Annotated in this window: 15 protein-coding genes; 3 read left to right on the top strand and 12 right to left on the bottom strand. The window is 70.2% G+C overall.

The features are described from left to right. Positions 1-170: 170 nt before the first annotated feature. Together hemW and JEQ17_RS31055 are read right to left on the bottom strand one after the other, a co-directional pair. Entirely contained in the window at positions 171-1403 is a 1233-nt protein-coding gene (hemW, locus tag JEQ17_RS31060) for a radical SAM family heme chaperone HemW (RefSeq protein WP_200398222.1), read from the bottom strand. A gap of 159 nt (positions 1404-1562) precedes the next feature. After that, entirely contained in the window at positions 1563-3650 is a 2088-nt protein-coding gene (locus JEQ17_RS31055) for a SpoIIE family protein phosphatase (RefSeq protein ID WP_234048442.1), read from the bottom strand. 104 nt (positions 3651-3754) lie between these two features. Here JEQ17_RS31055 and JEQ17_RS31050 point away from each other — a divergent pair, with 104 nt between their 5' ends. Both JEQ17_RS31050 and JEQ17_RS31045 read left to right on the top strand, forming a co-directional pair. Further along, positions 3755-7930: a HAMP domain-containing protein gene (locus tag JEQ17_RS31050; protein ID WP_200398221.1), complete on the top strand. Its 4176-nt coding sequence runs from the start codon at positions 3755-3757 to the stop codon at positions 7928-7930. Between the two features lie 18 nt (positions 7931-7948). After that, on the top strand, positions 7949-8533 hold the full coding sequence (locus JEQ17_RS31045; RefSeq protein ID WP_200398220.1) for a response regulator: 585 nt from the start codon (positions 7949-7951) through the stop codon (positions 8531-8533). A 26-nt stretch (positions 8534-8559) separates the two neighbouring features. On the opposite strand, the gene JEQ17_RS31040 is transcribed toward JEQ17_RS31045, so the two are convergent. Both JEQ17_RS31040 and lepA read right to left on the bottom strand, forming a co-directional pair. Beyond that, a complete protein-coding gene (locus tag JEQ17_RS31040) occupies positions 8560-10434 on the bottom strand; it encodes an AMP-dependent synthetase/ligase (protein WP_200398219.1) in 1875 nt (624 codons plus the stop codon). A 308-nt stretch (positions 10435-10742) separates the two neighbouring features. Then, the gene (lepA, locus tag JEQ17_RS31035; protein WP_200398218.1) at positions 10743-12611 is read right to left on the bottom strand and encodes a translation elongation factor 4; all 1869 of its coding nucleotides are present in this window, start codon (positions 12609-12611) and stop codon (positions 10743-10745) included. 236 nt (positions 12612-12847) lie between these two features. On the opposite strand from lepA, the gene rpsT reads away from it, so the two are divergent. Continuing rightward, positions 12848-13114, top strand: coding sequence for a 30S ribosomal protein S20 (rpsT, locus tag JEQ17_RS31030; RefSeq protein WP_200398217.1), 267 nt, complete (start codon positions 12848-12850; stop codon positions 13112-13114). 307 nt (positions 13115-13421) lie between these two features. Here rpsT and holA read toward each other — a convergent pair whose 3' ends face one another. The 8 genes from holA to JEQ17_RS30990 all read right to left on the bottom strand — a co-directional run bounded on the left by holA (position 13422) and on the right by JEQ17_RS30990 (position 22745). Then, positions 13422-14408, bottom strand: a complete 987-nt coding sequence (gene holA, locus JEQ17_RS31025) for a DNA polymerase III subunit delta (RefSeq protein ID WP_200398216.1) — start codon at positions 14406-14408, stop codon at positions 13422-13424. 167 nt (positions 14409-14575) lie between these two features. Further along, the gene (locus JEQ17_RS31020; RefSeq protein WP_200398215.1) at positions 14576-14821 is read right to left on the bottom strand and encodes a hypothetical protein; all 246 of its coding nucleotides are present in this window, start codon (positions 14819-14821) and stop codon (positions 14576-14578) included. Positions 14822-14967: 146 nt separating this feature from the next. Further along, on the bottom strand, positions 14968-15858 hold the full coding sequence (locus tag JEQ17_RS31015) for a YceI family protein (protein WP_200401818.1): 891 nt from the start codon (positions 15856-15858) through the stop codon (positions 14968-14970). A 178-nt stretch (positions 15859-16036) separates the two neighbouring features. Next, on the bottom strand, positions 16037-16858 hold the full coding sequence (locus tag JEQ17_RS31010; protein ID WP_200398214.1) for an arylamine N-acetyltransferase family protein: 822 nt from the start codon (positions 16856-16858) through the stop codon (positions 16037-16039). A gap of 4 nt (positions 16859-16862) precedes the next feature. Further along, positions 16863-19583 carry a ComEC/Rec2 family competence protein gene (locus JEQ17_RS31005; RefSeq protein ID WP_200398213.1) on the bottom strand — a complete coding sequence of 907 codons (2721 nt, stop codon included), beginning with the start codon at positions 19581-19583 and terminating at the stop codon, positions 16863-16865. Beyond that, a complete protein-coding gene (locus tag JEQ17_RS31000; protein WP_200398212.1) occupies positions 19580-20752 on the bottom strand; it encodes a ComEA family DNA-binding protein in 1173 nt (390 codons plus the stop codon). Before JEQ17_RS31000 ends, JEQ17_RS31005 begins: the two co-directional genes overlap by 4 nt. Positions 20753-20927: 175 nt before the next feature. Continuing rightward, on the bottom strand, positions 20928-21773 hold the full coding sequence (locus JEQ17_RS30995; RefSeq protein ID WP_200398211.1) for a DegV family protein: 846 nt from the start codon (positions 21771-21773) through the stop codon (positions 20928-20930). Positions 21774-21845: 72 nt separating this feature from the next. Next, the gene (locus JEQ17_RS30990; protein WP_200398210.1) at positions 21846-22745 is read right to left on the bottom strand and encodes a hypothetical protein; all 900 of its coding nucleotides are present in this window, start codon (positions 22743-22745) and stop codon (positions 21846-21848) included. Positions 22746-22832: the final 87 nt, after the last annotated feature.

The raw sequence follows: 22832 nt of genomic DNA, 5'->3' as shown, positions 1-22832 counted from the left end.
CCCCCGAACCCCCAAAAGACTGCGCAGTTCCCCGCGCCCCTAAAAGGGGCGCGGGGAACTGCGCGACAAGCCCCCACCGCACCCGCACCCGAAATCGCTACGGACGGGGTCTGGGGCGGAGCCCCAGGGGACGGGAATGGGTAGGGGCGGCGGGGGCGAGAAACAGGTCGTCAGTCCACCAGGTCGCGGACCACCGCGTCAGCGAGCAGCCGCCCCCGCAGGGTGAGCACCGCGCTCCCGGACTCGTACGGCCCGGCCTGGAGGAGACCGTCCGCGAGGGCACGACGCGACGCCGCAAGCCCCTCCGCGTGGAGCAACGTCAGCGGAACCCCCTCAAGGAGCCGCAGCTCCAACAGAATCCGCTCCACCCGCCGATCCTCCTCGGACAGGAGCTCCCGCCCCGCCCCGGGCGACCGCCCCGCCGCAAGGGCCCCCGCATACGCCCCGGGATGTTTTACGTTCCACCAGCGAACACCCCCCACATGGGAGTGCGCCCCGGGCCCCGCCCCCCACCAGTCGGCCCCCCGCCAGTACAACTCGTTGTGAAGGCAACGCCCGGCGTCGGACGTGGCCCAGTTGGAGACCTCGTACCAGGAGAAGCCGGCCGCGGAGAGCCGGTCCTCCGCGATGAGGTACCGGTCCGCGTGCACGTCGTCGTCGGTCATGGGTACCTCCCCGCGCCGGATGCGCCGCGCGAGCTGCGTCCCCTCCTCGACGATCAGGGCGTACGCCGACACGTGGTCGGGCCCGGCACCGATCGCCGCGTCGAGCGAGGCCCGCCAGTCGTCGTCGCTCTCGCCGGGCGTGCCGTAGATGAGGTCGAGGTTGACGTGGTCGAACCCGGCCGCGCGCGCCTCGGCGACACAGGCCTCGGGCCGGCCGGGGGTGTGGGTGCGGTCCAGGACCTTGAGCACGTGCTGCCGTGCGCTCTGCATGCCGAACGAGACGCGGTTGAACCCGCCCTCCCGGAGCGCGGCCAGATACGCCGGGTCCACCGACTCCGGGTTCGCCTCCGTCGTGATCTCCGCGTCCGCCGCGAGCCCGAACTCGTCCCGGATCGCCCCCAGCATCCGTACGAGATCGTCGGCGGCCAGCAGTGTGGGCGTACCGCCGCCGACGAAGACCGTGCGGACGGGCCGCGGGTCGTCGCCGAGGACCTTGCGGGCCAGGCGGATCTCGTCGATCAGGGTCGAGGCGTAGTTGTCGCGGGAGGCGAGCACGCCTCCCGAGCCGCGCAGCTCCGTCGCCGTGTACGTGTTGAAGTCGCAGTAGCCGCAGCGCGTCGCGCAGTACGGGACGTGGAGATAGAACCCGAGCGGACGGTCGGCCGCGCCGGCCAGGGCGTGCGCGGGCAGCACCCCGTCGTCGGGGACGGGCTCGCCGTCGGGAAGTGCGGAAGGCATGTACTCCATTGTCCAGCACCTTCGACACTGCCGGCCCCGCCGCCCCGCGCCCCGGCCACTCGCTCCCTCAGCGGTTGCTCCCGCACCCCCGGACCACCCGCCGCCGCACTGCCCGGAGCCCGTGGACCGCCTGCTCCACCCACTCCGCCCACTCCCTCCCTACTCCGCCTGCAGCACCAGCAGCGCCAGGTCGTCCTCCGGTGGCTTGCCGCCGAACTCGTGCACCAGCCGGCGGATCCGCTCGGCGATCAGCTCGGCGCTCAGGCCCGCGCACCCGGCGAGCGCGGCGGCGAGGCCGTCGTCGTCGTCGAACTGCCGGTGCCCGCTGCGGCGCTCGGTCACGCCGTCCGTGACGCACAGGAGGCTGTCGCCGGGGCGCAGCTCGAAGGTCCCGCAGAGGTAGCTGGCGTCCTCGAAGACGCCGAGGAGGGTCTGCGGCTGGGCCACCTCGCCGACCTCCCCCGACGGTTGCAGAAGCAACGGCAGCGGGTGTCCGGCGGAGGCGACCGTGCAGTGCACTCCGCCGTCGAAGGGCACCAGCTCGCCGTAGAGGAGGGAGAGGAAGCGGGTCTGCGGTCCCTCGTCCGCGAGCCCGGTGCCGCCCGCGGAGACCAGGGCCCGGGCGGCCGCGTCGGACGCCTCGGTCGCGTCGTCGAGGAGCAGCTGGTTGAGTCGGTCGAGGACGTCGGGCACCGCGTACCCCTCCCGGGCGAGGAGCCGCAGCCACGGCCGGGCGAGACCGATCACCACGGCCGCTTCGGGCCCTTTGCCCTGTACGTCGCCGAGGGCGAAGCACCAGCGGCCGTCCCCGGCGGGGAAGAGATCGTAGAAGTCCCCGCTGGGTCCGCCCTTGTCGCACGGCTCGTAGACGAGCGCGCTGCGTACGCCCGGGATCTCGGCGACCGCCCCGGGCAGCAGTCCCCGCTGCAGTACGCGGCTGATGGTGGCCTGGCGTGCGTACTGCCGGGCCGCGCCGATGGCGAGCGCGACACGGCGGCTGAGGTCCTCGACGAGCCCCGTGATCTCGTCGGGGAAGCGGGTCTGCCCGGCCCGGCCGATGACCAGTGTGCCGAGCGGTCTGCCGCCCGCGATCAGCCGGAACGCGAGTGCCGATCCGCCGGTCGCCCGCGCTCCCAGCGCCTCGGCGGGCCACGGCACGGGCACCGGGCCCGCGCGGTCCGATTCGGGGAGCTCGGGCGGGTCCTTCTCCAGGAGCCGGCGCAGTTCCTCGATGCGGTTCTCGCTGCCGTGCCAGACCCGGGCGAGCCGTGGCCCGCCGACGACACCCCCGTCGGAGCGGCCCGGGGCCTCGTCCTCCAGCCACACCGCGCACCAGTCGGCGAGCCGCGGGACGAGCAGCTGCCCGGTGAGCGCGGCGACCAGGTCCTCGTCGAGCTGCCCGGCGAGCAGGTCGGAGGCCTCGGCGAGGAAGGAGAGGACGCCCCGGCTGCGCCAGTCCTGGTCCTGCGTTCCGCGCCGCGGTGCGGGGGCGAGGATCTCGGCGGCCCGCTGCCCGCGCCGCAGCGCGTGTTCGCCGTCGTACGCCTCCGCCTCCTCCTCGACGGCCGCGATCCCGTCGACGGGCAGGCGTGCCCACACGGTCTTGACGCCGGTGCGGTAGGTGATGCCCCAGGCTTCGGAGAGCGCGGAGACGAGACGCAGGCCCCGGCCGTACTCGACGGTGTCGTACGGCCGCTCGGCCCCGTCGTCGTGCACCGCCCGCGCGGGGTGGTGGTCGGACACCTCTATGACGAGGACGCCGGAATCCGGACCGGGCTGTCCTGCCTTGGAGCCACCGCCCGAGCGGACACCCGAACCGTCGCCCGAACCGTCACGCTTGTCGCTGCGCGAACCGTCACACCCACCGCCGTTCGAACTCTCGTGCGATCCGTCGCTCGAAGCGGCCACCCGTACCGCCCCGGAGTCCGCCGCAGCGGCCGCCGGGCAGTCCTCCGAGCAACGGCCGAGCCGGCACAGCAGCTCCACGTCCGTGCCGGCGTGCACCACCGCGTTCGTGACGAGTTCGCTGACCACGACCATGGCATCGGCGACGAGCAGGTCGGTGATGAACTCGGCGCCCGGCAGGGCGAGTTCGGTCCATTCGGCGAGCGCTGTACGGACGAACCGGCGGGCGGCGCCCGGCGCGAGAGGGTTGCCCGGCAAAGACGTACGCGCCACCGCCCGCGGGCGCTCTGGCGCCTCAGGAGCACGGGACACGGACTCCCGTTGCGTCGGTATGGGCCCCACTGTGCGGCTCCCGGAGCAGTTCGGACGAATACGCCTCAGGCGATGCGGACAGAGTGACAGACTGGCCACGCCCATAAGCGCCGAGTTACCGAAGTTGGGCCACCATGAGTGAGAACAGTGCTACGCATGTGCTCGAAGAAGGACAGATTCGGGCATCAGACCTGCGTCCCCTGCTCGCCGCCATGACCTCCGCCCGGGACGGCGACTTCAGCAAAGTGCCTGAATCCGGCCACGGGCTGGTGGCCGAGCTGGTCACCGTGTTCAACCAGATCCTGGACCGCAGCCTGCACTTCAACTCCGAGGTGCAGCGCGTCCGCCGGGAGCTCGTACGCCACGGCCGGCTGGACGAGCGGCTCTCCGCGAGCCCGGGGCAGGGCCACTGGACGACCCGGGTCAACGACGTGAACCAACTGCTGGACGCACTGGTGGCACCGGCCGCCAACGCGACTCGTGTGCTCGACGCGGTGGCGGGCGGCGACCTGACCCAGCGCGTCGACCTGCACGACGGCAACCGTCAACTGCGGGGCGACCTGCGCCGGTTGGGCCGGACGGTCAACCGGATGGTCGACCAGCTGTCCCTCTTCACCGGTGAGGTGACCCGGGTGGCCCGCGAGGTGGGCACGGAGGGACGGCTGGGCGGTCGCGCCAAGGTGACGGGCCTGTCGGGCAGCTGGCGGGACGTGACCGAGGCCGTCAACACGATGGCGTCCCGGCTGACCGCCCAGGTCCGTGACATCGCCCTGGTCACCACGGCGGTGGCGCGCGGCGACCTGACCCGCACGGTGACGGTCGAGGCGACCGGTGAGCTGCTCGAACTGAAGCTGACCGTGAACACGATGGTCGACCAGCTCTCCGCCTTCGCCGACGAGGTCACTCGGGTGGCCCGCGAGGTGGGCACGGAGGGCCAGTTGGGCGGCCGGGCCCAGGTGCGCGGTGTGTCCGGGGTCTGGAAGGACCTCACCGACAACGTCAACTTCATGGCCTCGAACCTGACCTCTCAGGTCCGCAACATCGCCCAGGTCACCACGGCCGTGGCCAACGGCGACCTGAGCCAGAAGATCACGGTCGACGCGCAGGGCGAGATCCTGGAGCTGAAGTCGACGATCAACACGATGGTCGACCAGCTCTCCGCCTTCGCCGACGAGGTCACCCGCGTCGCCCGCGAGGTCGGCACCGAGGGAAACCTCGGCGGGCGCGCGCAGGTCCGGGGCGTGTCCGGGGTCTGGAAGGACCTCACCGACAACGTCAACTTCATGGCGGACAACCTGACTTCACAGGTCCGCAACATCGCGCTCGTCTCCACCGCCGTGGCCCAGGGCGACCTCGGCAAGAAGATCACGGTGGAGGCCAAGGGCGAGATCCTGGAGCTCAAGTCCACCATCAACACGATGGTCGACCAGCTCTCCGCCTTCGCCGACGAGGTCACCCGCGTCGCCCGCGAGGTCGGCACCGAGGGAAACCTCGGCGGCCAGGCTCAAGTGCGCGGTGTCTCCGGGGTCTGGAAGGACCTCACCGACAACGTCAACTTCATGGCCCTGAACCTGACTTCACAGGTGCGGAACATCGCCCAGGTCACCACGGCCGTGGCCAACGGCAACCTCGGCAAGAAGATCACGGTCGACGCGCGCGGCGAGATCCTGGAGCTGAAGGACACCGTCAACACGATGGTGGAGCAGCTGCGCGCCTTCGCCGACGAGGTGACCCGCGTGGCCCGCGAGGTCGGCACCGACGGACGGCTCGGCGGCCGCGCCCAGGTCCTCGGTGTGTCCGGCGTCTGGCGGGACCTGACCGACAACGTCAACTACATGGCGGACAACCTGACTTCGCAGGTCCGCAACATCGCCCAGGTCACCACGGCCGTGGCCAACGGAGACCTCTCCAAGAAGATCGACGTCGACGCGCGCGGCGAGATCCTGGAGCTGAAGACGGCCATCAACACGATGGTCGACACGCTCTCCTCCTTCTCCTCCGAGGTCACCCGCGTGGCCCGCGAGGTCGGATCCGAGGGCCAACTCGGCGGCCAGGCAAGGGTCGAGGGTGTGTACGGCACCTGGAAGCGCCTGACGACGAACGTGAACGAGCTGGCGTCCAACCTCACCACCCAGGTCCGCGCGATCGCCGAGGTGGCGTCCGCGGTGGCCCAGGGCGACATGTCCCGCTCGATCACCGTGGAGACACAGGGCGAGGTCGCGGAGCTGAAGGACAACATCAACCTGATGGTGTCCAACCTCCGCGAGACGACCCGCGCGAAGGACTGGCTGGAGTCCAATCTGGCCCGTCTGGCCGCGCTGATGCAGGGCCACCGCGACCTGATGGAGGTCGCCGACCTGCTCCTGCGCGAGCTGACCCCGCTGGTGAACGCCCAGTACGGCGCGTTCTTCCTGGCCGACCCGGACGAGGAGAGCGCCTCTCTGCGTACAACCGTTCCCACGAAGGGACTGGCGTTCATCGCCGGGTACGGCTCGGCACAGGGTGCCACGGTCGAGACGGGCGGCCTCCCGGTGCACGGCCTGGTCCAGCAGGCGGCCCGCGAGAAGAAGCGGATCCTCGTCGAGGAGGCTCCGCCGGACTACATCAAGATCAACAGTGGGCTCGGGGAGGCGGCCCCGGCCAGCGTGGTCATCATCCCGATCCTCTTCGAGGACAAGCTCCTCGGTGTGATCGAGCTGGCCTCCTTCTCCCGCTTCTCCGATGTGCACCTGGCGTTCTTCGACCAGTTCGTGAACACCATCGCCGTCGCGATCAACACCATCATCGCCAACTCCCGTACGGAGTCCCTGCTCGGCGAGTCGCAGCGCCTCGCCATGCAGCTCCAGGAACGCTCCGACGAACTCCAGATGCAGCAGGCCGAGTTGCAGCGCTCCAACGCCGAACTGGAGGAGAAGGCGGCGCTGTTGGCGACCAGTTCCCAGTACAAGTCGGAGTTCCTGGCGAACATGTCGCACGAGCTGCGCACCCCGCTCAACTCGTTACTGATCCTCGCCCGGCTGCTCTCCGACAACCCTGACGGTCATCTCTCCGACCAGGAGGTGCAGTTCGCGACGACGATCCACCGCTCGGGCTCCGACCTCCTCCAGCTGATCAACGACATCCTCGACCTGTCGAAGATCGAGGCCGGCCGGATGGACGTACGCCCGAAGAAGCTGCCGCTGATCAAGCTGCTCGACTACGTCCACGCCACGTTCCGGCCGCTCACGCTGGACCGCGGGCTCGCCTTCGAGGTGTCGGTCGGCGAGGACGTACCGCGCGAGATGTACTCGGACGAGCAGCGGCTCCAGCAGATCCTGCGCAATCTGCTCTCGAACGCGATCAAGTTCACCGCGACGGGCCGGGTCGAGCTGCGCGTCAACCGCGTCAAGGACCCCGAGCACCTCTACACCCGCGAGAAGAGCGACAACGTGATCGCCTTCGCGGTCTCCGACACCGGCATCGGTATCGCCCCGGAGAAACTCCCGGTGATCTTCGAGGCGTTCCAGCAGGCCGACGGCACGACGAACCGCAAGTACGGCGGCACGGGCCTCGGTCTGTCCATCAGCCGGGAGATCGCGGGCCTGCTGGGCGGCCGCATCATCGCCGAGAGCATGCCCGGCAGGGGTTCCACCTTCACGCTGTACGTGCCGGTCGTCAGCCCCGGACACTCGGCGACCGAGCCGGGCGCCGAGGAGCAGGCCCTGCCCCTGCCCGAGCAGCTGTCCTCGGAGCCGTACACCGTTCACGACCAGGACGACAGCTGGCCGGCACCCACCAAACTGGAGGCGTGGAAGACAGGACGGGCGGGTCAAGTCCTGCCGGGACGACGGGTGTTGATCGTGGACGACGACATCCGCAACGTCTTCGCGCTCACCCATGTACTGGGCCGGGTCGGGATGCCCGTCCTGTACGCGGAGAACGGGCGCGAGGGCATCGAGACACTGGAGCGCAACCCCGACGTCCAACTCGTACTGATGGACATCATGATGCCGGAGATGGACGGCTACGAGACCATCTCCGCCATCCGCCGCACCCCGCAATGGGCCGGACTTCCCATCGTCGCCCTCACCGCCAAGGCGATGCCGGGCGACCGCGAGAAGTCCATCGCGCGCGGTGCGAACGACTACGTACCCAAGCCGGTGAACGTCGATCAGCTGCTGACCGTCGTCTGTGCGCTCCTGGACCCCGAGAGCACGGATGCCGAGGAGCAGGGCCTCTCCGTCGCGACCGGCGCAGCGGAACCCCTCGGTTCCGGCGCGCCCGAACCCGTCGCATCGGAGGAGCCCACCATCCCGCCGGCGACCCAATGAGGCAGGCAGTCAATCACCATGAGCACTGAAGGCTCGACCGACGAGCGCGCCAGCATCCTCCTCGTGGACGACATGGAGGACAACCTGATCGCGCTGGAGGCCGTCCTGGGGTCCCTCAACGAACCGCTCGTACGCGCCCGTTCGGGCGAGGAGGCGATGAAGGCGCTGCTGCGCCAACGGTTCGCCGTCGTTCTGCTCGACATCCGGATGCCGGGCATGGACGGTTTCGAGACGGCCGCGAACATCAAGCGGCTCGACCAGACCAAGGACGTACCGATCATCTTCCTGACCGGCACGGACTCCGACGCGGGCTACGCGTTCCGCGGGTACGCGACCGGGGCAGCCGACTATCTGACCAAGCCGTTCGACCCCTGGGTGCTACGTGCCAAGGTGACCGTCTTCCTCGATCTGCACCGCAAGAACCGGCAGTTGGAACGGATGCTCGCCCGCGAGCAGGCGCAGTTCGACGAACTCGCCGACCGTCTGCGCGCGATCGAGACCCACATGGCGACCAGCGACCTCAAGGACGTCCTCGAACTGCGCCACCACATACGCCACATGGAGGACCTGCTTCGCGAAATGCGACAGGGACGGGGTCTGTGACCCCGCCCCAGTGACGCTGCGCGGGGCTACGCCTCGCGCGATCCCGCGTACATCTCATCGATCAAGTACTTGTACTCCCGCTCGACGACCGGCCGCTTCAGCTTCAGGCTCGGTGTCAGTTCGCCGTGCTCGATGTCGAGGTCGCGCGGGAGGATCTTGAACTTCTTGATGGTCTGCCAGCGCTGGAGGCCCTCGTTGAGCGTCCTGACGTAGCCGTCGATGAGCTCGACCGTCGCGGGGGCGGCGACGACATCGGCGTACGACTTGCCCGACAGGCCGTTGTCCGCGGCCCAGCCGAGGATCGACGGCTCGTCGAGGGCGATGAGCGCGGTGCAGAAGTTCCGGTCGGCGCCGTGCACGAGGATGTTGGAGACGTACGGGCAGACGGCCTTGAACTGGCCCTCGACCTCGGCGGGCGCGATGTACTTGCCGCCCGAGGTCTTGATGAGGTCCTTCTTGCGGTCCGTGATGCGCAGATAGCCGTCGGGGGACAGCTCGCCGATGTCGCCGGTGTGGAACCAGCCGTCGGACTCCAGCACCTCGGCCGTCTTCTCGGGCAGCCCGTGGTAGCCCTCCATGATGCCGGGGCCGCGCAGCAGGATCTCGCCGTCGTCCGCGATCCGCACCTCGGTGCCGGGCAGCGGCTTGCCGACCGTGCCGGTGCGGTACGCCTCGCCGGGGTTCACGAAGGAGGCGGCGGACGACTCCGTGAGTCCGTACCCCTCCAGGATGTGGATGCCTGCGCCCGCGAAGAAGAAGCCGATCTCGGGCGCGAGGGCCGCCGACCCGGAGACGCAGGCGCGCAGGTTGCCGCCGAAGGCCTCGCGGATCTTGGCGTAGACGAGCGCGTCGGCGACCTTGTGCTTGGCCGAGAGGCCGAAGGGCGCGGAGGCGGTGCCGGTACGGCGGAAGTTGTCCTGCGTGGCCTTCGCGTACTCGCGGGAGACACCGGCGGCCCACTGGAAGATCTTGTACTTGGCGCCGCCGGCGGCCCGCGCCTTGGCCGCGACCCCGTTGTAGACCTTCTCGAAGATGCGGGGCACGGCAGCCATGTACGTCGGCTGCACGACCGGCAGGTTCTCGATGATCTTGTCGACGCGGCCGTCGACGGCGGTGACGTGCCCGACCTCGATCTGGCCGGAGGTGAGGACCTTGCCGAAGACGTGCGCGAGCGGCAGCCAGAGGTACTGGACGTCCTCCTTGCCGACCAGACCGGTCGCGGCGATGGCCTTCGCCATGTACGACCAGTTGTCGTGCGGCAGCCGGACACCCTTGGGGCGGCCCGTGGTGCCGGAGGTGTAGATGAGGGTGGCCAGCTGGTCCTTGGTGATCGCCCCGACCTTCTCCTTGACCAGGTCGGGGTTCTTCTCCAGGTACGCGGTGCCGCGGGTCTCCAGCTCGGCGAGCGTGAGGACCCACTCGTCGGACTCCACGCCGGCCGGGTCGATCACGACGACATGGGTAAGCTCGGGCAGGTCACCGCGCTTGTCCCGGGCCTTGGCGAGCTGGGCCGCGTCCTCCGCGATCAGCACCCTGCTCTCGGAGTCGGCCAGGATGAAGGCCGACTCCTCGGCGTTCGTCTGCGGGTACACGGTGGTCGTCGCCGCGCCCGCGCACATGATGCCGAGGTCGGCGAGGATCCACTCGACGCGGGTCGAGGAGGCGAGCGCGACGCGCTGCTCCGGCTGCACACCCAGCTCGATCAGACCGGCCGCGATCGCGTAGACCCGGTCGGCCGCCTGCGTCCAGCTCAGGGACTTCCAGTCGTCCGGGCCCTCGCCCGAGGCCGACGGCACCGGGTAGCGGTACGCCTCCGCGTCCGGCGTCGCCGCCACGCGCTCCAGGAAGAGGGCCGCCACGGACGGCGGACGGTTCTCGATCAGGGTCTGTGTGTCGCTCACGACATCCTCCGGGGCCCGCGACAGTGCGTGTGGCTGGCTGATTGCGGTTGGCTCTGACAGTTGGCTCAGGGGCAGATTGGTGCTGGTGACTCACTGGCTACTGGCTCGGTGCACTCGTTGTTTAACTCACGAGTAACCAACGAGTGGTGATCAGAGTAAAGCCCGTCCGCCCGGTGCGTAAGGGGCGGCGTGCTGTCACTTCCTACAGAGCGTGGGCGGAACGCGGCAGTCCGTTGACGCGGCGGGCCCGCCGCGCGAATGCGCGACGGGCCCGTCATTGCGCGGCCGTACGACGACCGGGCCGGCGGCTACTTCTTGCCCTTGCCCGAGCCGGCGGCGTCGTCGCTGGACAGAACGGCGATGAAGGCCTCTTGCGGAACCTCCACAGAGCCCACCATCTTCATCCGCTTCTTGCCTTCCTTCTGCTTCTCCAGCAGCTTCCGCTTACGGGAGATGTCACCGCCGTAGCACTTGGCGAGGACATCCTTTCGGATGGCGCGGATGGTCTCGCGGGCGATGACCCGGGACCCGATGGCCGCCTGGATGGGAATCTCGAAGGCCTGGCGCGGGATGAGCTCGCGCAGCTTGGCCACGAGCCGCACTCCGTACGCGTACGCCGCGTCCTTGTGCGTGACGGCGGAGAAGGCGTCGACGCGGTCGCCGTGCAGCAGGATGTCGACCTTCACCAGCGAGGCGTCCTGCTCGCCCGTGGGCTCGTAGTCCAGGGAGGCGTACCCGCGGGTCTTGGACTTCAGGTTGTCGAAGAAGTCGAAGACGATCTCGGCGAGGGGAAGCGTGTAGCGGATCTCGACCCGGTCCTCCGACAGATAGTCCATGCCGAGGAGGGTGCCGCGGCGGGTCTGGCAGAGCTCCATGATCGAGCCGATGAACTCGCTGGGAGCGAGGATCGTGGCCCGGACGACCGGCTCGAAGACCTTGTCGATCTTGCCCTCGGGGAACTCGCTCGGGTTGGTGACCGTGTGCTCCTTCCCGTCCTCCATGATCACGCGGTAGACCACGTTGGGCGCGGTGGCGATGAGTTCGAGGTTGAACTCGCGCTCCAGGCGCTCACGGATGACATCGAGGTGCAGCAGGCCGAGGAAGCCGACGCGGAAGCCGAAGCCGAGGGCCGCGGAGGTCTCCGGCTCGTAGACCAGGGCGGCGTCGTTGAGCTGGAGCTTGTCCAGCGCCTCGCGCAGGTCGGGGTAGTCCGAGCCGTCCAGCGGATACAGACCGGAGAAGACCATCGGCTTGGGGTCCTTGTACCCGCCGAGGGCCTCGGTGGCGCCCTTGTCCTTGCTGGTGATCGTGTCACCGACCTTGGACTGACGGACGTCCTTCACGCCGGTGATGATGTAGCCCACCTCGCCGACGCCGATGCCGTCGGCCGGCGTCATCTCGGGGGACGAGACGCCGATCTCAAGCAGCTCGTGGGTGGCACCGGTCGACATCATCTTGATGCGCTCGCGCTTGTTGAGCTGCCCGTCGATGACACGGACGTACGTGACCACGCCCCGGTACGAGTCGTAGACCGAGTCGAAGATCATCGCGCGGGCGGGCGCATCCTTGACGCCGACCGGGGCCGGGACGTCACGGACGACCCGGTCCAGGAGCGCGTCCACACCGATGCCGGTCTTCGCCGAGACCTTGAGCACGTCCTCGGGCTGGCAGCCGATGAGGTTGGCGAGCTCCTCGGAGAACTTCTCCGGCTGGGCGGCCGGCAGGTCGATCTTGTTCAGTACGGGGATGATCTTGAGGTCGTTCTCCATCGCCAGGTAGAGGTTGGCGAGAGTCTGCGCCTCGATGCCCTGAGCCGCGTCGACGAGGAGAACGGTCCCCTCGCAGGCGGCGAGCGACCGGGACACCTCATACGTGAAGTCCACGTGCCCGGGGGTGTCGATCATGTTGAGGATGTGGGTCTTGCCCGGATCCTCGGTCGGGGCCCAGGGCAGTCGGACCGCCTGGGACTTGATCGTGATGCCGCGCTCGCGCTCGATGTCCATGCGGTCGAGGTACTGAGCGCGCATCTGCCGCTGATCGACCACACCGGTCAGCTGGAGCATGCGGTCGGCGAGCGTGGACTTGCCGTGGTCGATGTGCGCGATGATGCAGAAATTGCGGAGCAGCGCCGGGGCGGTACGGCTCGGCTCGGGCACATTGTTAGGGGTCGCGGGCACGCAGGGTCCTGTCTCTTGAGGCGCCTGTCGCCTCGGGTCGGATCGATACGTAGGCTCCATGGTCCCACGGGCGGGGGCGTGCGACCGGTTTGGGCCACTCGTGCGGTGACTGGTAGCCTGAACAGCTGTGTCTCATGCCCTCTCTGCAGGAGGCACATCCTCAAGAAACCAAACGGTGCGCGGGGCGTGTTTTCATTTCTCGTTTCTCGCGTGCCAGAACCTGAGAAGGCTCATTCGTGGCGAACATCAAGTCCCAGATCAAGCGGATCAAGACCAACGAGAAGGCTCGGCTGCGCAACAAGGCCGTCAAGTCTTCGCTGAAGACCGCGATCCGCAAGGCCCGTGAGGCTGCTGCCGCGGGTGACGTCGAGAAGGCCACGGAGGCCGCGCGCGAGGCTTCGCGCAAGCTGGACAAGGCTGTCTCGAAGGGCGTCATCCACAAGAACCAGGCCGCCAACAAGAAGTCGGCGCTTGCTTCCAATGTCTCTACCCTCAAGGGCTGAACTCACTTGATTTGACCGCCGGAAGGACCTGAGCGGGCCCTCTCTATCCGCTCCCGACCGGCACCCCGACTCGTACGCGATCTGCGTTCGCCACGCGGGTACGAGTCCCCCGCACAATCCGAGGCCCCGGCACTGCTCACCCTTCCCCAGGGTGAGCGGCCGGGGCCTTTGGCGTGCGTGGGGGTTTTCAGCCCGTCCGGCGTTTGAGGACGAGCGCGGAGCGCGGTGCGGGGGTTCGGGGGCGGAGCCCCTGAAAAGGGACGGGAATGGGTAGGGGCGGCGGGGGCGAGGAAACGCCCGGCGGCAGCTAGCCGCGGCGCGCGCGGGCCGCCCGGGCAATGGCGACGACGGCCTTCTCAAGGGCGTACTCAGGATCGTCACCACCCCCCTTGACCCCGGCATCGGCCTCCGCGACCGCCCGAAGCGCAACAGAAACCCCGTCCGGGGTCCACCCCCGCATCTGCTGCCGCACCCGATCGATCTTCCAGGGCGGCATCCCCAACTCCCGAGCAAGATCAGCAGGCCGCCCCCCACGAGCCGACGACAGCTTCCCGATGGCCCGCACCCCCTGCGCCAACGCACTCGTGATCATCACAGGCGCGACCCCGGTGGACAGAGACCACCGCAGAGCCTCCAACGCCTCCGCCGCCCGCCCCTCGACCGCCCGATCCGCCACCGTGAAGCTGGAGGCCTCGGCCCGACCCGTGTAGTACCGGCCGACGACGGCCTCGTCGATCGTCCCCTCGATGTCCGACACGAGCTGCGTCACGGCCGACGCCAGCTCCCGCAAATCGCTCCCGATGGAGTCGACAAGGGCCTGGCAGGCCTCAGGCGTGGCGGACCGCCCCAGCGCCCGGAACTCGCTCCGCACGAAGGCCAGCCGATCCGCCGGCTTCGTCATCTTGGGGCAGGCGACCTCCCGCGCACCCGCCTTGCGCGCGGCATCGAGCAGCCCCTTGCCCTTGGCCGCGCCCGCGTGCAACAGCACGAGCGTGATCTCCTCGGCGGGGGCGCCCAGATACGCCTTCACGTCCTTGATCGTGTCGGCCGACAGATCCTGGGCATTGCGCACCACGACGACCTTGCGCTCCGCGAAGAGCGACGGACTGGTCAGCTCGTCGAGCGTGCCCGGCTGCAACTGGTCCGACGTGAGGTCCCGTACATCCGTGTCCGCGTCGGCGGCCCGCGCGGCGACCACCACCTCCCGCACGGCGCGGTCGAGCAGGAGGTCCTCCTGCCCGACGGCGATCGTGACGGGGGCGAGCGGGTTGTCCTGTGCAGAGTTCCTGGCCATCACGCCAAGCATCCCACGCACCACTGACAACGAACTCCGCCCGTGAGCCGGACCGCCCGCCATGGGGCGAGGGGCGCCCCGACAGCCGTGGAACGGGCCAACCGTCACGGGTGGCCGCCCTGCGGTGGGCCCACGCCATGCAGGTGGGCTTCAGCCGCGACCGCGGCCTACGGCTCCTCGCGCCACCCGTCCCACTCCCCCGCGAACGCGTCCAGTTCCCCCGCGTCGAGCCGCCCCTCAGAGTCCCGCAGGACCAGCAGCCACTGCGCGTCCTCGGCGTCGTCCTCGCCGGCCAGGGCGTCCCGCACGAGCTGCGGCTCCTCGCTGAGTGCGAACCGCTCCCCGAGCGCCTCCGCCGCCTCGTGCGCGGCATCGCGGTCGGGCAGGACCAGTACATGTCTCACATCGCTCACCCGGCTATTTTCCGATACGCGGGCGAGGCTCAGGGCCGAGGGCGGGCGATCAGCGGAACACCAGGTCAGACCCACCAGACGAGGCAGACCTGCCAAACTGGGCAGTTCGGTCAACCCCGCTGACCCGGTCGACTCGCCAACCGGCGTCAGCCCTTGGGCACGATCTGTACGTCCAGATCGACCCTGATGCTCGGGCCGACCACGGCGATCCCCCGGGCGAGCATCGTCTGCCAGCTCACCGTGAAGTCGTCGCGGCGCAGTTCGGTGCTGGCCCGGCAGGCCGCCCGCACCTCACCCTCCATGCCGTTGCCGACGCCGAGATACTCCGTGTCGAGCGTGACCGTCCGCGTCACCCCGTGCAGCGACAGCGCCCCGGTGACCGCCCACCGGCTGCCGCCCCGGTGCGCGAACCGATCGCTGTAGAACTCCAGCGTCGGAAACCGGTCGACGTCCAGAAAGTCCGCGGACCTCAGATGGTCGTCCCGCATCTTCACGTTGGTGTCGATGGACGACGCGTCGATCACCACATGCATGGCCGACTGCTCGGCTCGCTCGGCCAGCCGTATCACCCCCGCGAACGTGTTGAACCTGCCCCGCACCTTGGCCAGCCCGATGTGCCGGGCGGTGAAGCCGATCGTGGAGTGCGTCGGCTCGATCTCCCAGTCCCCCGGCCGGGGCAGCGCGGGCGGCCGGGCGACGTGCAACGTCACCTCACCGAGCGAGGCCAACGCGTTCTCCTCCACCGTGGCGTTCGCCCGGAACGGGGCGTACCCCTCGGCCGACACCGCGAGCCGGTACTCACCCGCCGGCACCGTCACCGTGAACGAACCGAACGGATCCAGCCCCCCGCCGACCACTTTTCGCCCCGCCGTGTCCGTGACCACGAACTCGGCATGCGGTACCGGCTGGTTGACCGGATCCAACACCCGGCAGCTGAGCACACCGGCCCCGTCCGGCATCGGCACCTCGGCGACACGATCCGCCCGTTGCGTTCGGCTCGAACGATTCGAACGGTTCCCCAGCCAGCTGCCGACCATCTGCGACCCACCCTCGCGCGACACGAACGTTGTGAAATCACCGTTGCCGAGGAGGTATTCGACCACTGATGCGACTTTCGAGGCAACAGACGACTACATCGCAGGAATCCAGCACATGTGCTGGGACTACGCACGAGTAGCCCGAATTGGCAGCTCCGTTTATGTTTTTCCCTCAGGATTAGCCATTCCTGACAACAGGGACTCGCTCCAGCTCGATCCCGAACCGCTCCCGATACGCCTTCAACACCTCCTCGTCCGTGGCCAGATCCGACCCCTCCTTCCCGCCGTCGGGGTCCGTGACCGTGAGAGTGCGTCCGCTGAGCGTGATGCGCCCGCCGTCCTCGGTGAGCCGCGAGCAGACGAGCGACTGTGTGAAATGCGAGGCCGGCGAGGTGCTGTGCCACCAGGCTCCGGCCACGCAGTCCCCGAGCACCCGCGGCCGGGTCTCCAGCCGGTACTGCGACTTGCCGTCCCGCACGACGTCCAGGTCCCCGAACCGCCTGTCGTTCCCTCGCACCCCCGCCGGATCCGCCCCGGCCACGATCACCCGGAACGCGCCGCCCGGATCCGTCTGCTCGCCCCTCTCCCCGTACGCCAGCGGATAGTGGCTGTTCGCACCGAAGCCGACGTCGACGAGCCAGTCACCGCCGTCCACCGTCCGCACCCGCAGCGCGAGATGGTCGAACGGAACCCCCAGTCGCCCCTCCTCCCCGTACACGCGCGCCGCGAGCAATGTCACATCGAAGCCCAGCGCCCCGAGCAACATCCCGAACGCCCCGTTCAGTTCGTAACAGAAGCCGCCCCTCCGGGAACCCACCAATTTGTCCAGCAGCCGCTCCTCCTCCAGCACGATCTCCTCGCCGAGATGGATCGACAGGTTCTCGAACGGCACGGTCAACAGGTGCCGAAACTGGAGCTCACGCAGTACGTCGGCGGTGGGCCAGGCGGGGTGAGCGGCGCCGATACGGCGGAGGTAGGCATCAGCCTGTGCGGGTTTCATACCCTCAGTCTCCCGCCACCAGCAGGCGCTCACCGCCTCCTGCCACGGCGACCGCCCCGTCCTCGTCCGTACGCAGCACCTGCGCACCCCCGGCCCGCAGCGCCGCCACCGTGCTCGGCGCCGGGTGTCCGTACGGATTGTCGGCGCCACAGGAGATCAGGGCGAGGCGCGGCGACACCCTGCGTATGAGGTCGGGGTCCTGGTAGGCCGACCCGTGGTGGGCGACCTTGAGCACGTCCACGCTCCCCAGGCCGGCGCCCGCCGGTGATCTCAGCAGTGCCTGTTGTGCCGGTGGTTCGAGGTCTCCGAGCATCAGCAGCGTCAGCCCCGCCGATCGTACGAGCAGAGTGACGCTCGCGTCGTTCGGGCCCTCGGCTCCCGGGGCGGCCCGCTCCGGTGGCGGCCACAGGACCTGCCAGTCGAGCCCACCCGTGCGACGCCGCTCCCCCGCCACCGCCCGCGTCACCGGGATCCGCCGGGCCGCCGCCTGCCGGTGGACGGACTCGGCCTGGTCCAGCGGCTCTTCGAAGCCCGTCGTCTCGATCGCGCCCACCGATCGCCCGCGCAGCACGCCCGGCAACCCGGCGACATGGTCCGCGTGGAAGTGGGTCAGCACGACGAGCGGGATCCGTGTGATGCCGAGCGCACGCAGGCACCGGTCGGCCAGCGTCGGGTCCGGTCCCGCGTCGACCACGACACCGGTACCGTCGCCTGCCGCGAGCACCATCGCGTCGCCCTGCCCCACGTCACACATAGCGAACCGCCAGCCGGGCGGCGGCCACCCCGTGATCACTCGGGTGAGAGGAGGTGGCTGCACCATCACGAGCAGGAGGAGCACTCCACAAGCCGCGCTGAGCCAGGGATGTCTTAAGAGCCTGCGGCCGACCAGCACCACCACGGCGATCACCAGGGCGAGCAGCAGCGCGCCCGTCCAACTGCCAGGCCAGTCCACTCCTCCGCCCGGCAGCGCGGCCCCCGCGCGGGCGATGTCCGCGATCCACCCCGCGGGCCAACTCGCGCACCACGCCAGCGCCTTGGCGACCGGCATCGCCCAGGGAGCCGTGGCCAGGGTCGCGAAGCCCAGCACCGTGGCCGGCGCGACCGCGAACTCGACCAGCAGATTGCACGGCACCGCCACGAGGCTCACCCGGGCCGAGAGCACGGCGACCACCGGCGCACACACCGCCTGCGCGGCTCCCGCGGCCGCCAACGCCTCGGCCAGCCGCGGTGGCACCCCACGTCTCCGCAGCGCTGAACTCCATCGCGGGGCCAGCGTGAGCAGGGCACCGGTGGCGAGCACGGAGAGCAGGAAGCCATAGCTCCGGGCCAGCCAGGGGTCGTACAGCACGAGCAGCAGAACCGCCGTGGCCAGCGCCGGGATCAGTGATCGGCGTCGGCCGGTCGCGATGGCCAGCAGCGCGATCGATCCGCAGGCCGCGGCCCGCAGCACGCTCGGGTCCGGCCGGCACACGATGACGAAGCCGAGCGTGAGCGCCCCGCCGGCCAGGGCGGTCGCCCGCAGTGGGATGCCGAGACGCGGCGCCAGCCCTCGGCGCTCCGCCTGCTGTGCACGACCGGGTGGCCCGATGAGCAGGGCGAGCAGGATCGTGAAGTTGGCGCCGCTCACCGCCAGGATGTGTGTGAGATCCGTCGCCTTGAAGGCCTCGTCCAGCTCCGGCGTGATCCGTGAGGTGTCCCCCACCACCAGGCCCGGCAACAGCGCCCGTGCGTCCGGCTCCAGCCCGTCGGTCGCCGCCCGCAGCCCGCCTCGCAGCTCTCCGGCGAACCGCTGCGTGTCCGACGGCTGCCCGACCACTCGCGGCGGGCCACTGCCGCGCACGCGCAACACCGCCGCGATCCGGTCACTGTCTCCGAGCGGCGGCACGACCCGTGCCGTCACACGCACCCTCGTGGAGGGCAGGAGGGAGAGCCAGGGCGAGCCTTGTCGCTCACGGTCCGCCCCCACACCCGCACCCGCGTCCACGATCAGCAGCACCGGTGTGCGGGTTTCCGCCACCGTCCCGTTCGGCTTCTCGACCCGTCTGACCTCGGCGTTGAGCAGGATGGCGGTCGGAGCCGCATGGTTGCCCTTGATCCGCGGGCGCGTCAGCCGTGGGTCCGAGGTGACCTCCGCCTCGGCGGTCACCTGGGCATACTGCCGCGCCAGCTCCGGGACGGGGCCACGCCGCAGATCCGCGCCATGCAGACCGCCCGAGGCAGCCGCCGCCGCGACACAGAGCAACACAGCGGCGACGGAGACCTTCGGCCACGAACGCCATCGACGTCGCCGCATGCCGCCTCGCGGCCCACCATCTCGCTCCGGCTCCGGCTCCGGCTCCGGCTCCGGCTCCGGCTCCGGCTCCGGCTCCGGCCGATGATGCGGCCGTGACTCACCGCTCGCGCGACTTCGGCGGGTGGCCAACAACCCACCAGCCACGACCACGCAGACGATCACCACACCGGTGACCCACCCCGGCGGCGCGTCGAGCGCCAACGCCGCCGCCGCCCACGCCGCCAGCGCCGGAGGCACCAACCGCAGATCCGTCGGCGCCTCTTGGCGAGGATGCGCGGCACCGAGCGGATTGCCGGACGTGGCGTGTACGCCCGGACGGTGTACGCCCGGGCGGCTGTCGTCGGGCCGCAGAGCGCCGTTCGGCACGCCGGGCGCCGGGGAGGCCTGCCGCGCTCCGGGCCCTGCCGGACCGCGCGCCTCCGGGCCCCTCATGGCCGTACGAGATTCTGCAGATCGGCGAAACGGCGGTCGCCGATTCCGTTCACCTCACGGAGTTCGTCGACCGAGCGGAAGCCGCCGTGCTGGGTGCGGTAGTCGATGATGTGCTGGGCCAGTACCGGGCCGACACCGGGCAAGGTGTCCAGCTGTTCCAGCGTGGCCGTGTTGAGTCCGACCGGAGCGGCGGCAGCCCCCGCGGCGGCTCCGCCGGAGCCCACGGCACCGGGACCGCCCGCCACACCGGGCCTGGCGACAGCCGAAGGTCCCCCGACCAGCACCTGCTCACCGTCCACGAGCAGCCGCGCCCGGTTGAGTCCCTCGGTGTCCGTGCCGGGACGCACCCCGCCGGCCGCCCGGAGGGCATCGGCGACCCGGGAACCGGCAGGCAACCGCTGGATACCGGGCTCCCGCACCTTGCCACTGACGTCCACCACAACCACTGCACCGGCACCGGCACCGGCAGCACCAGCCGTACCGGCCACGCCTACCGGGTCCCGTGCGGCCGCAGACGACCCCGGCACCGCCTCCTGCCCGCCCTCACCCAACCCCTCGTACGAGCCCACCGCCCGCACCACTTCAGGTGCCCGCACCGGCTGGGTCCGCCCAGACCAGAAGTGCTGCGCGGCAAAGACAGCCGCGACCACCAGGACCACGGTGAGCGCGACCACGCTCCTCCGCTCCAGCCCGCACCTGGACTGCAGCCACAAGGGCATCCGCTCCCGGACGGCAAGCCCGGTCCGCTCCCGCCACGCGGCCCCGGCTCGCACCCCGGCACCCGCCCCAGCCGAAGCCGCAACCGCAGCCCCAGGCCCAGGCCCAGGCCCAGGCCCAGGCCCAGGCCCAACTTCAGCACCGCTCTCAACAGCAGTCTCAACATCGACTTCAGCATCGGTTTCACCACCGGCGACCACACCACTGCCGCCGCGACTCCACCCCTCCCGCCCCGACACCACGGGCGGACCATGCCTCAACTCCCCGCGCACTCTCGTCCGTTCGGCGAAGAGTGTCTCCGCGCGCAGGCGCAGCGCCTCGGCGGAGGCCTCTCGGCGTCGGGACCTGCCGCGAGGGCGGTGCCGGCGGTGTCGCGTACGACTGTCGGAGACCGGGCCCCGCCCCGGCCCGCTGGTTGCTGTCGCTGTCCGTGAAGGTGATCGAAGTGCCATGCCACGAGAATCGGGCACAACCGCCGAACCGCGATGATCTTGCTCAATTCCCGGGGATTACCGCCCAGTTGTGGATAACTCCGTCACCCACATGAGTCGGCCCGACCTCACCGAAGGTGATCTGCCTGCCCTCACAAGGAGATCGGTCCGCCCTCACGGTGAGATCGATCCAACCTCACCGAGGAGAAACAACCGCCCCGAGCAACCCGGGCCCCGTGTGCGCCCCGATCACCGCCCCGACCTCGCTCACATGCAGATCGGCCAGCCCCGGCACCCGAACCCGCAACCGCTCCGCGAGCGCCGCAGCCCGCTCGGGCGCGGCGAGATGGTGGACCGCGATGTCGACCTGCGCGCTTCCCGCCCGCTCGGCCACGATCTCCTCAAGGCGGGCGATCGCCTTGCCCGCGGTCCGCACCTTCTCCAGGAGCTCGATGCGCCCGCCGTCCAGTTGCAGCAGCGGTTTCACGGCCAGCGCCGACCCGAGCAGCGCCTGCGCCGCCCCGATCCGGCCGCCCCGGCGCAGATAGTCGAGGGTGTCGACGTAGAAGTACGCGTACGTGCCCGCGGCCCGTTTCTCCGCCGCGGTGACCGCCTCGTCAACCGTGCCGCCCGCCTCGGCGGACTCGGCCGCGGCCAGCGCGCAGAAGCCGAGGGCCATGGCGACCATCCCGGTGTCGACCACCCGCACGGGCACCGGCGCCTCGCGCGCGGCGAGGACAGCGGCGTCGTACGTACCCGAGAACTCCGCGGACAGATGCAGCGAGACGATGCCGGTCGCGCCGGACTCGGCGACCCTGCGGTAGGTCTCGGCGAACGCCTCGGGGCTGGGCCGGGAGGTGGTGACGGGCCGTCGTTTCTGCAGCGCCTGGGCCAGTGAGCGGGCCGAGATCTCGGTGCCCTCTTCGAGTGCCTGGTCGCCGAGGACCACGGTCAGGGGTACCGCGGTGATGCCGTGACGCTCCATCGTCCGTGGCGGCAGGTAGGCCGTTGAATCGGTGACGATCGCGACATGGCGGGACATGAGCTGGAGGTTACCTGTCAGTGGGCGTGGGCGGCAGTCCGCCCCCTCCCACCTGCGGTCGGGCAGAGGGGATCAAGTCGTGCTCTCGGGGCGGGGCTTCTTCTCCCAAGGGTAGGCCTGTCGCTGCACGGGCGGGTCGATCGCGGCCCGGGTGGGCTCCTCGGCCCTGCGCGACTCGGGGCTCTCCGGCCAGGTCTGCTGATCGGCGGGCACGGGCGGCGCCTCGGGCCACGGAGCCGGGGGCGGCGTCTGTGCCGCGGCCGGCTCCGGCGTCCGCGCGGAGGACGGACCTGGCATCCCTACGGACGGATCCGGCACCCCTGCTCCCGCGGACGGACCGGGCATCCCCGCAGAGGAGCCGGGCGACCCCACGGAAGGACCGGGCGAGCCAGCGGAGGACGGCTCCGATGTCCCCGTGGAAGACGGCTCCGTCGTCCAGTGCCGCAGCGCGCCCGCCTCCATGTCGATCTGGGTGCTCAGCGAGTCCAGGTCGTCGTTCCCGAAGCGCTGGGCGCGGTCGCGGGCCGCCCAGCGCAGGGCGTCCGCCGACTGCGTTATCCGCTCCGTGCGCTCCCGCAGTGAGGGAAGGCGCTCGGCGAGGCGGGCCCGGTCCGGCTCGCGCTCCAGCCGCTTCAGGTCGCCGTCCAGCTCGTGGCCGTGAGCGCTGAGCCGCTCGAAGAGTGCCAGGGACTCCTTCAGCGACTCGTCCTCCGTCACGCCCGCGTGCAGCGCGTCCTGGGTGGCACGCATCGACGTACGCAAGGAGAGGCGCAGTTGGGCGATCTCGCCCTGGGGTCCCGGCTGGGCGAAGGTCTTCGCCCTGAGCGTGGAGTCCTCCACCGTGCGGCGGGCCTGCGCGACGGTGCGGTCCACGCCGCGCTTGGCCGCGCCGACCACCTTCACCGTGGCATACGCGCCCAGCGCCACGAACAGCAAGAAGATCAGCGCCACGACTACGCCCACGGCTTCCATGACGATCCTCTCGCGTGCGGTCCAGTGCCGACGGTGCCGGCCGGCTCTTCCACGGTAAACGGAAAAGGCAGGCCGAGGGTTCCAGCG

This window comes from Streptomyces liliifuscus, from assembly GCF_016598615.1.
Lineage (GTDB): Bacteria > Actinomycetota > Actinomycetes > Streptomycetales > Streptomycetaceae > Streptomyces > Streptomyces liliifuscus.
This window is presented reverse-complemented; position numbering and strand designations above follow the sequence as displayed.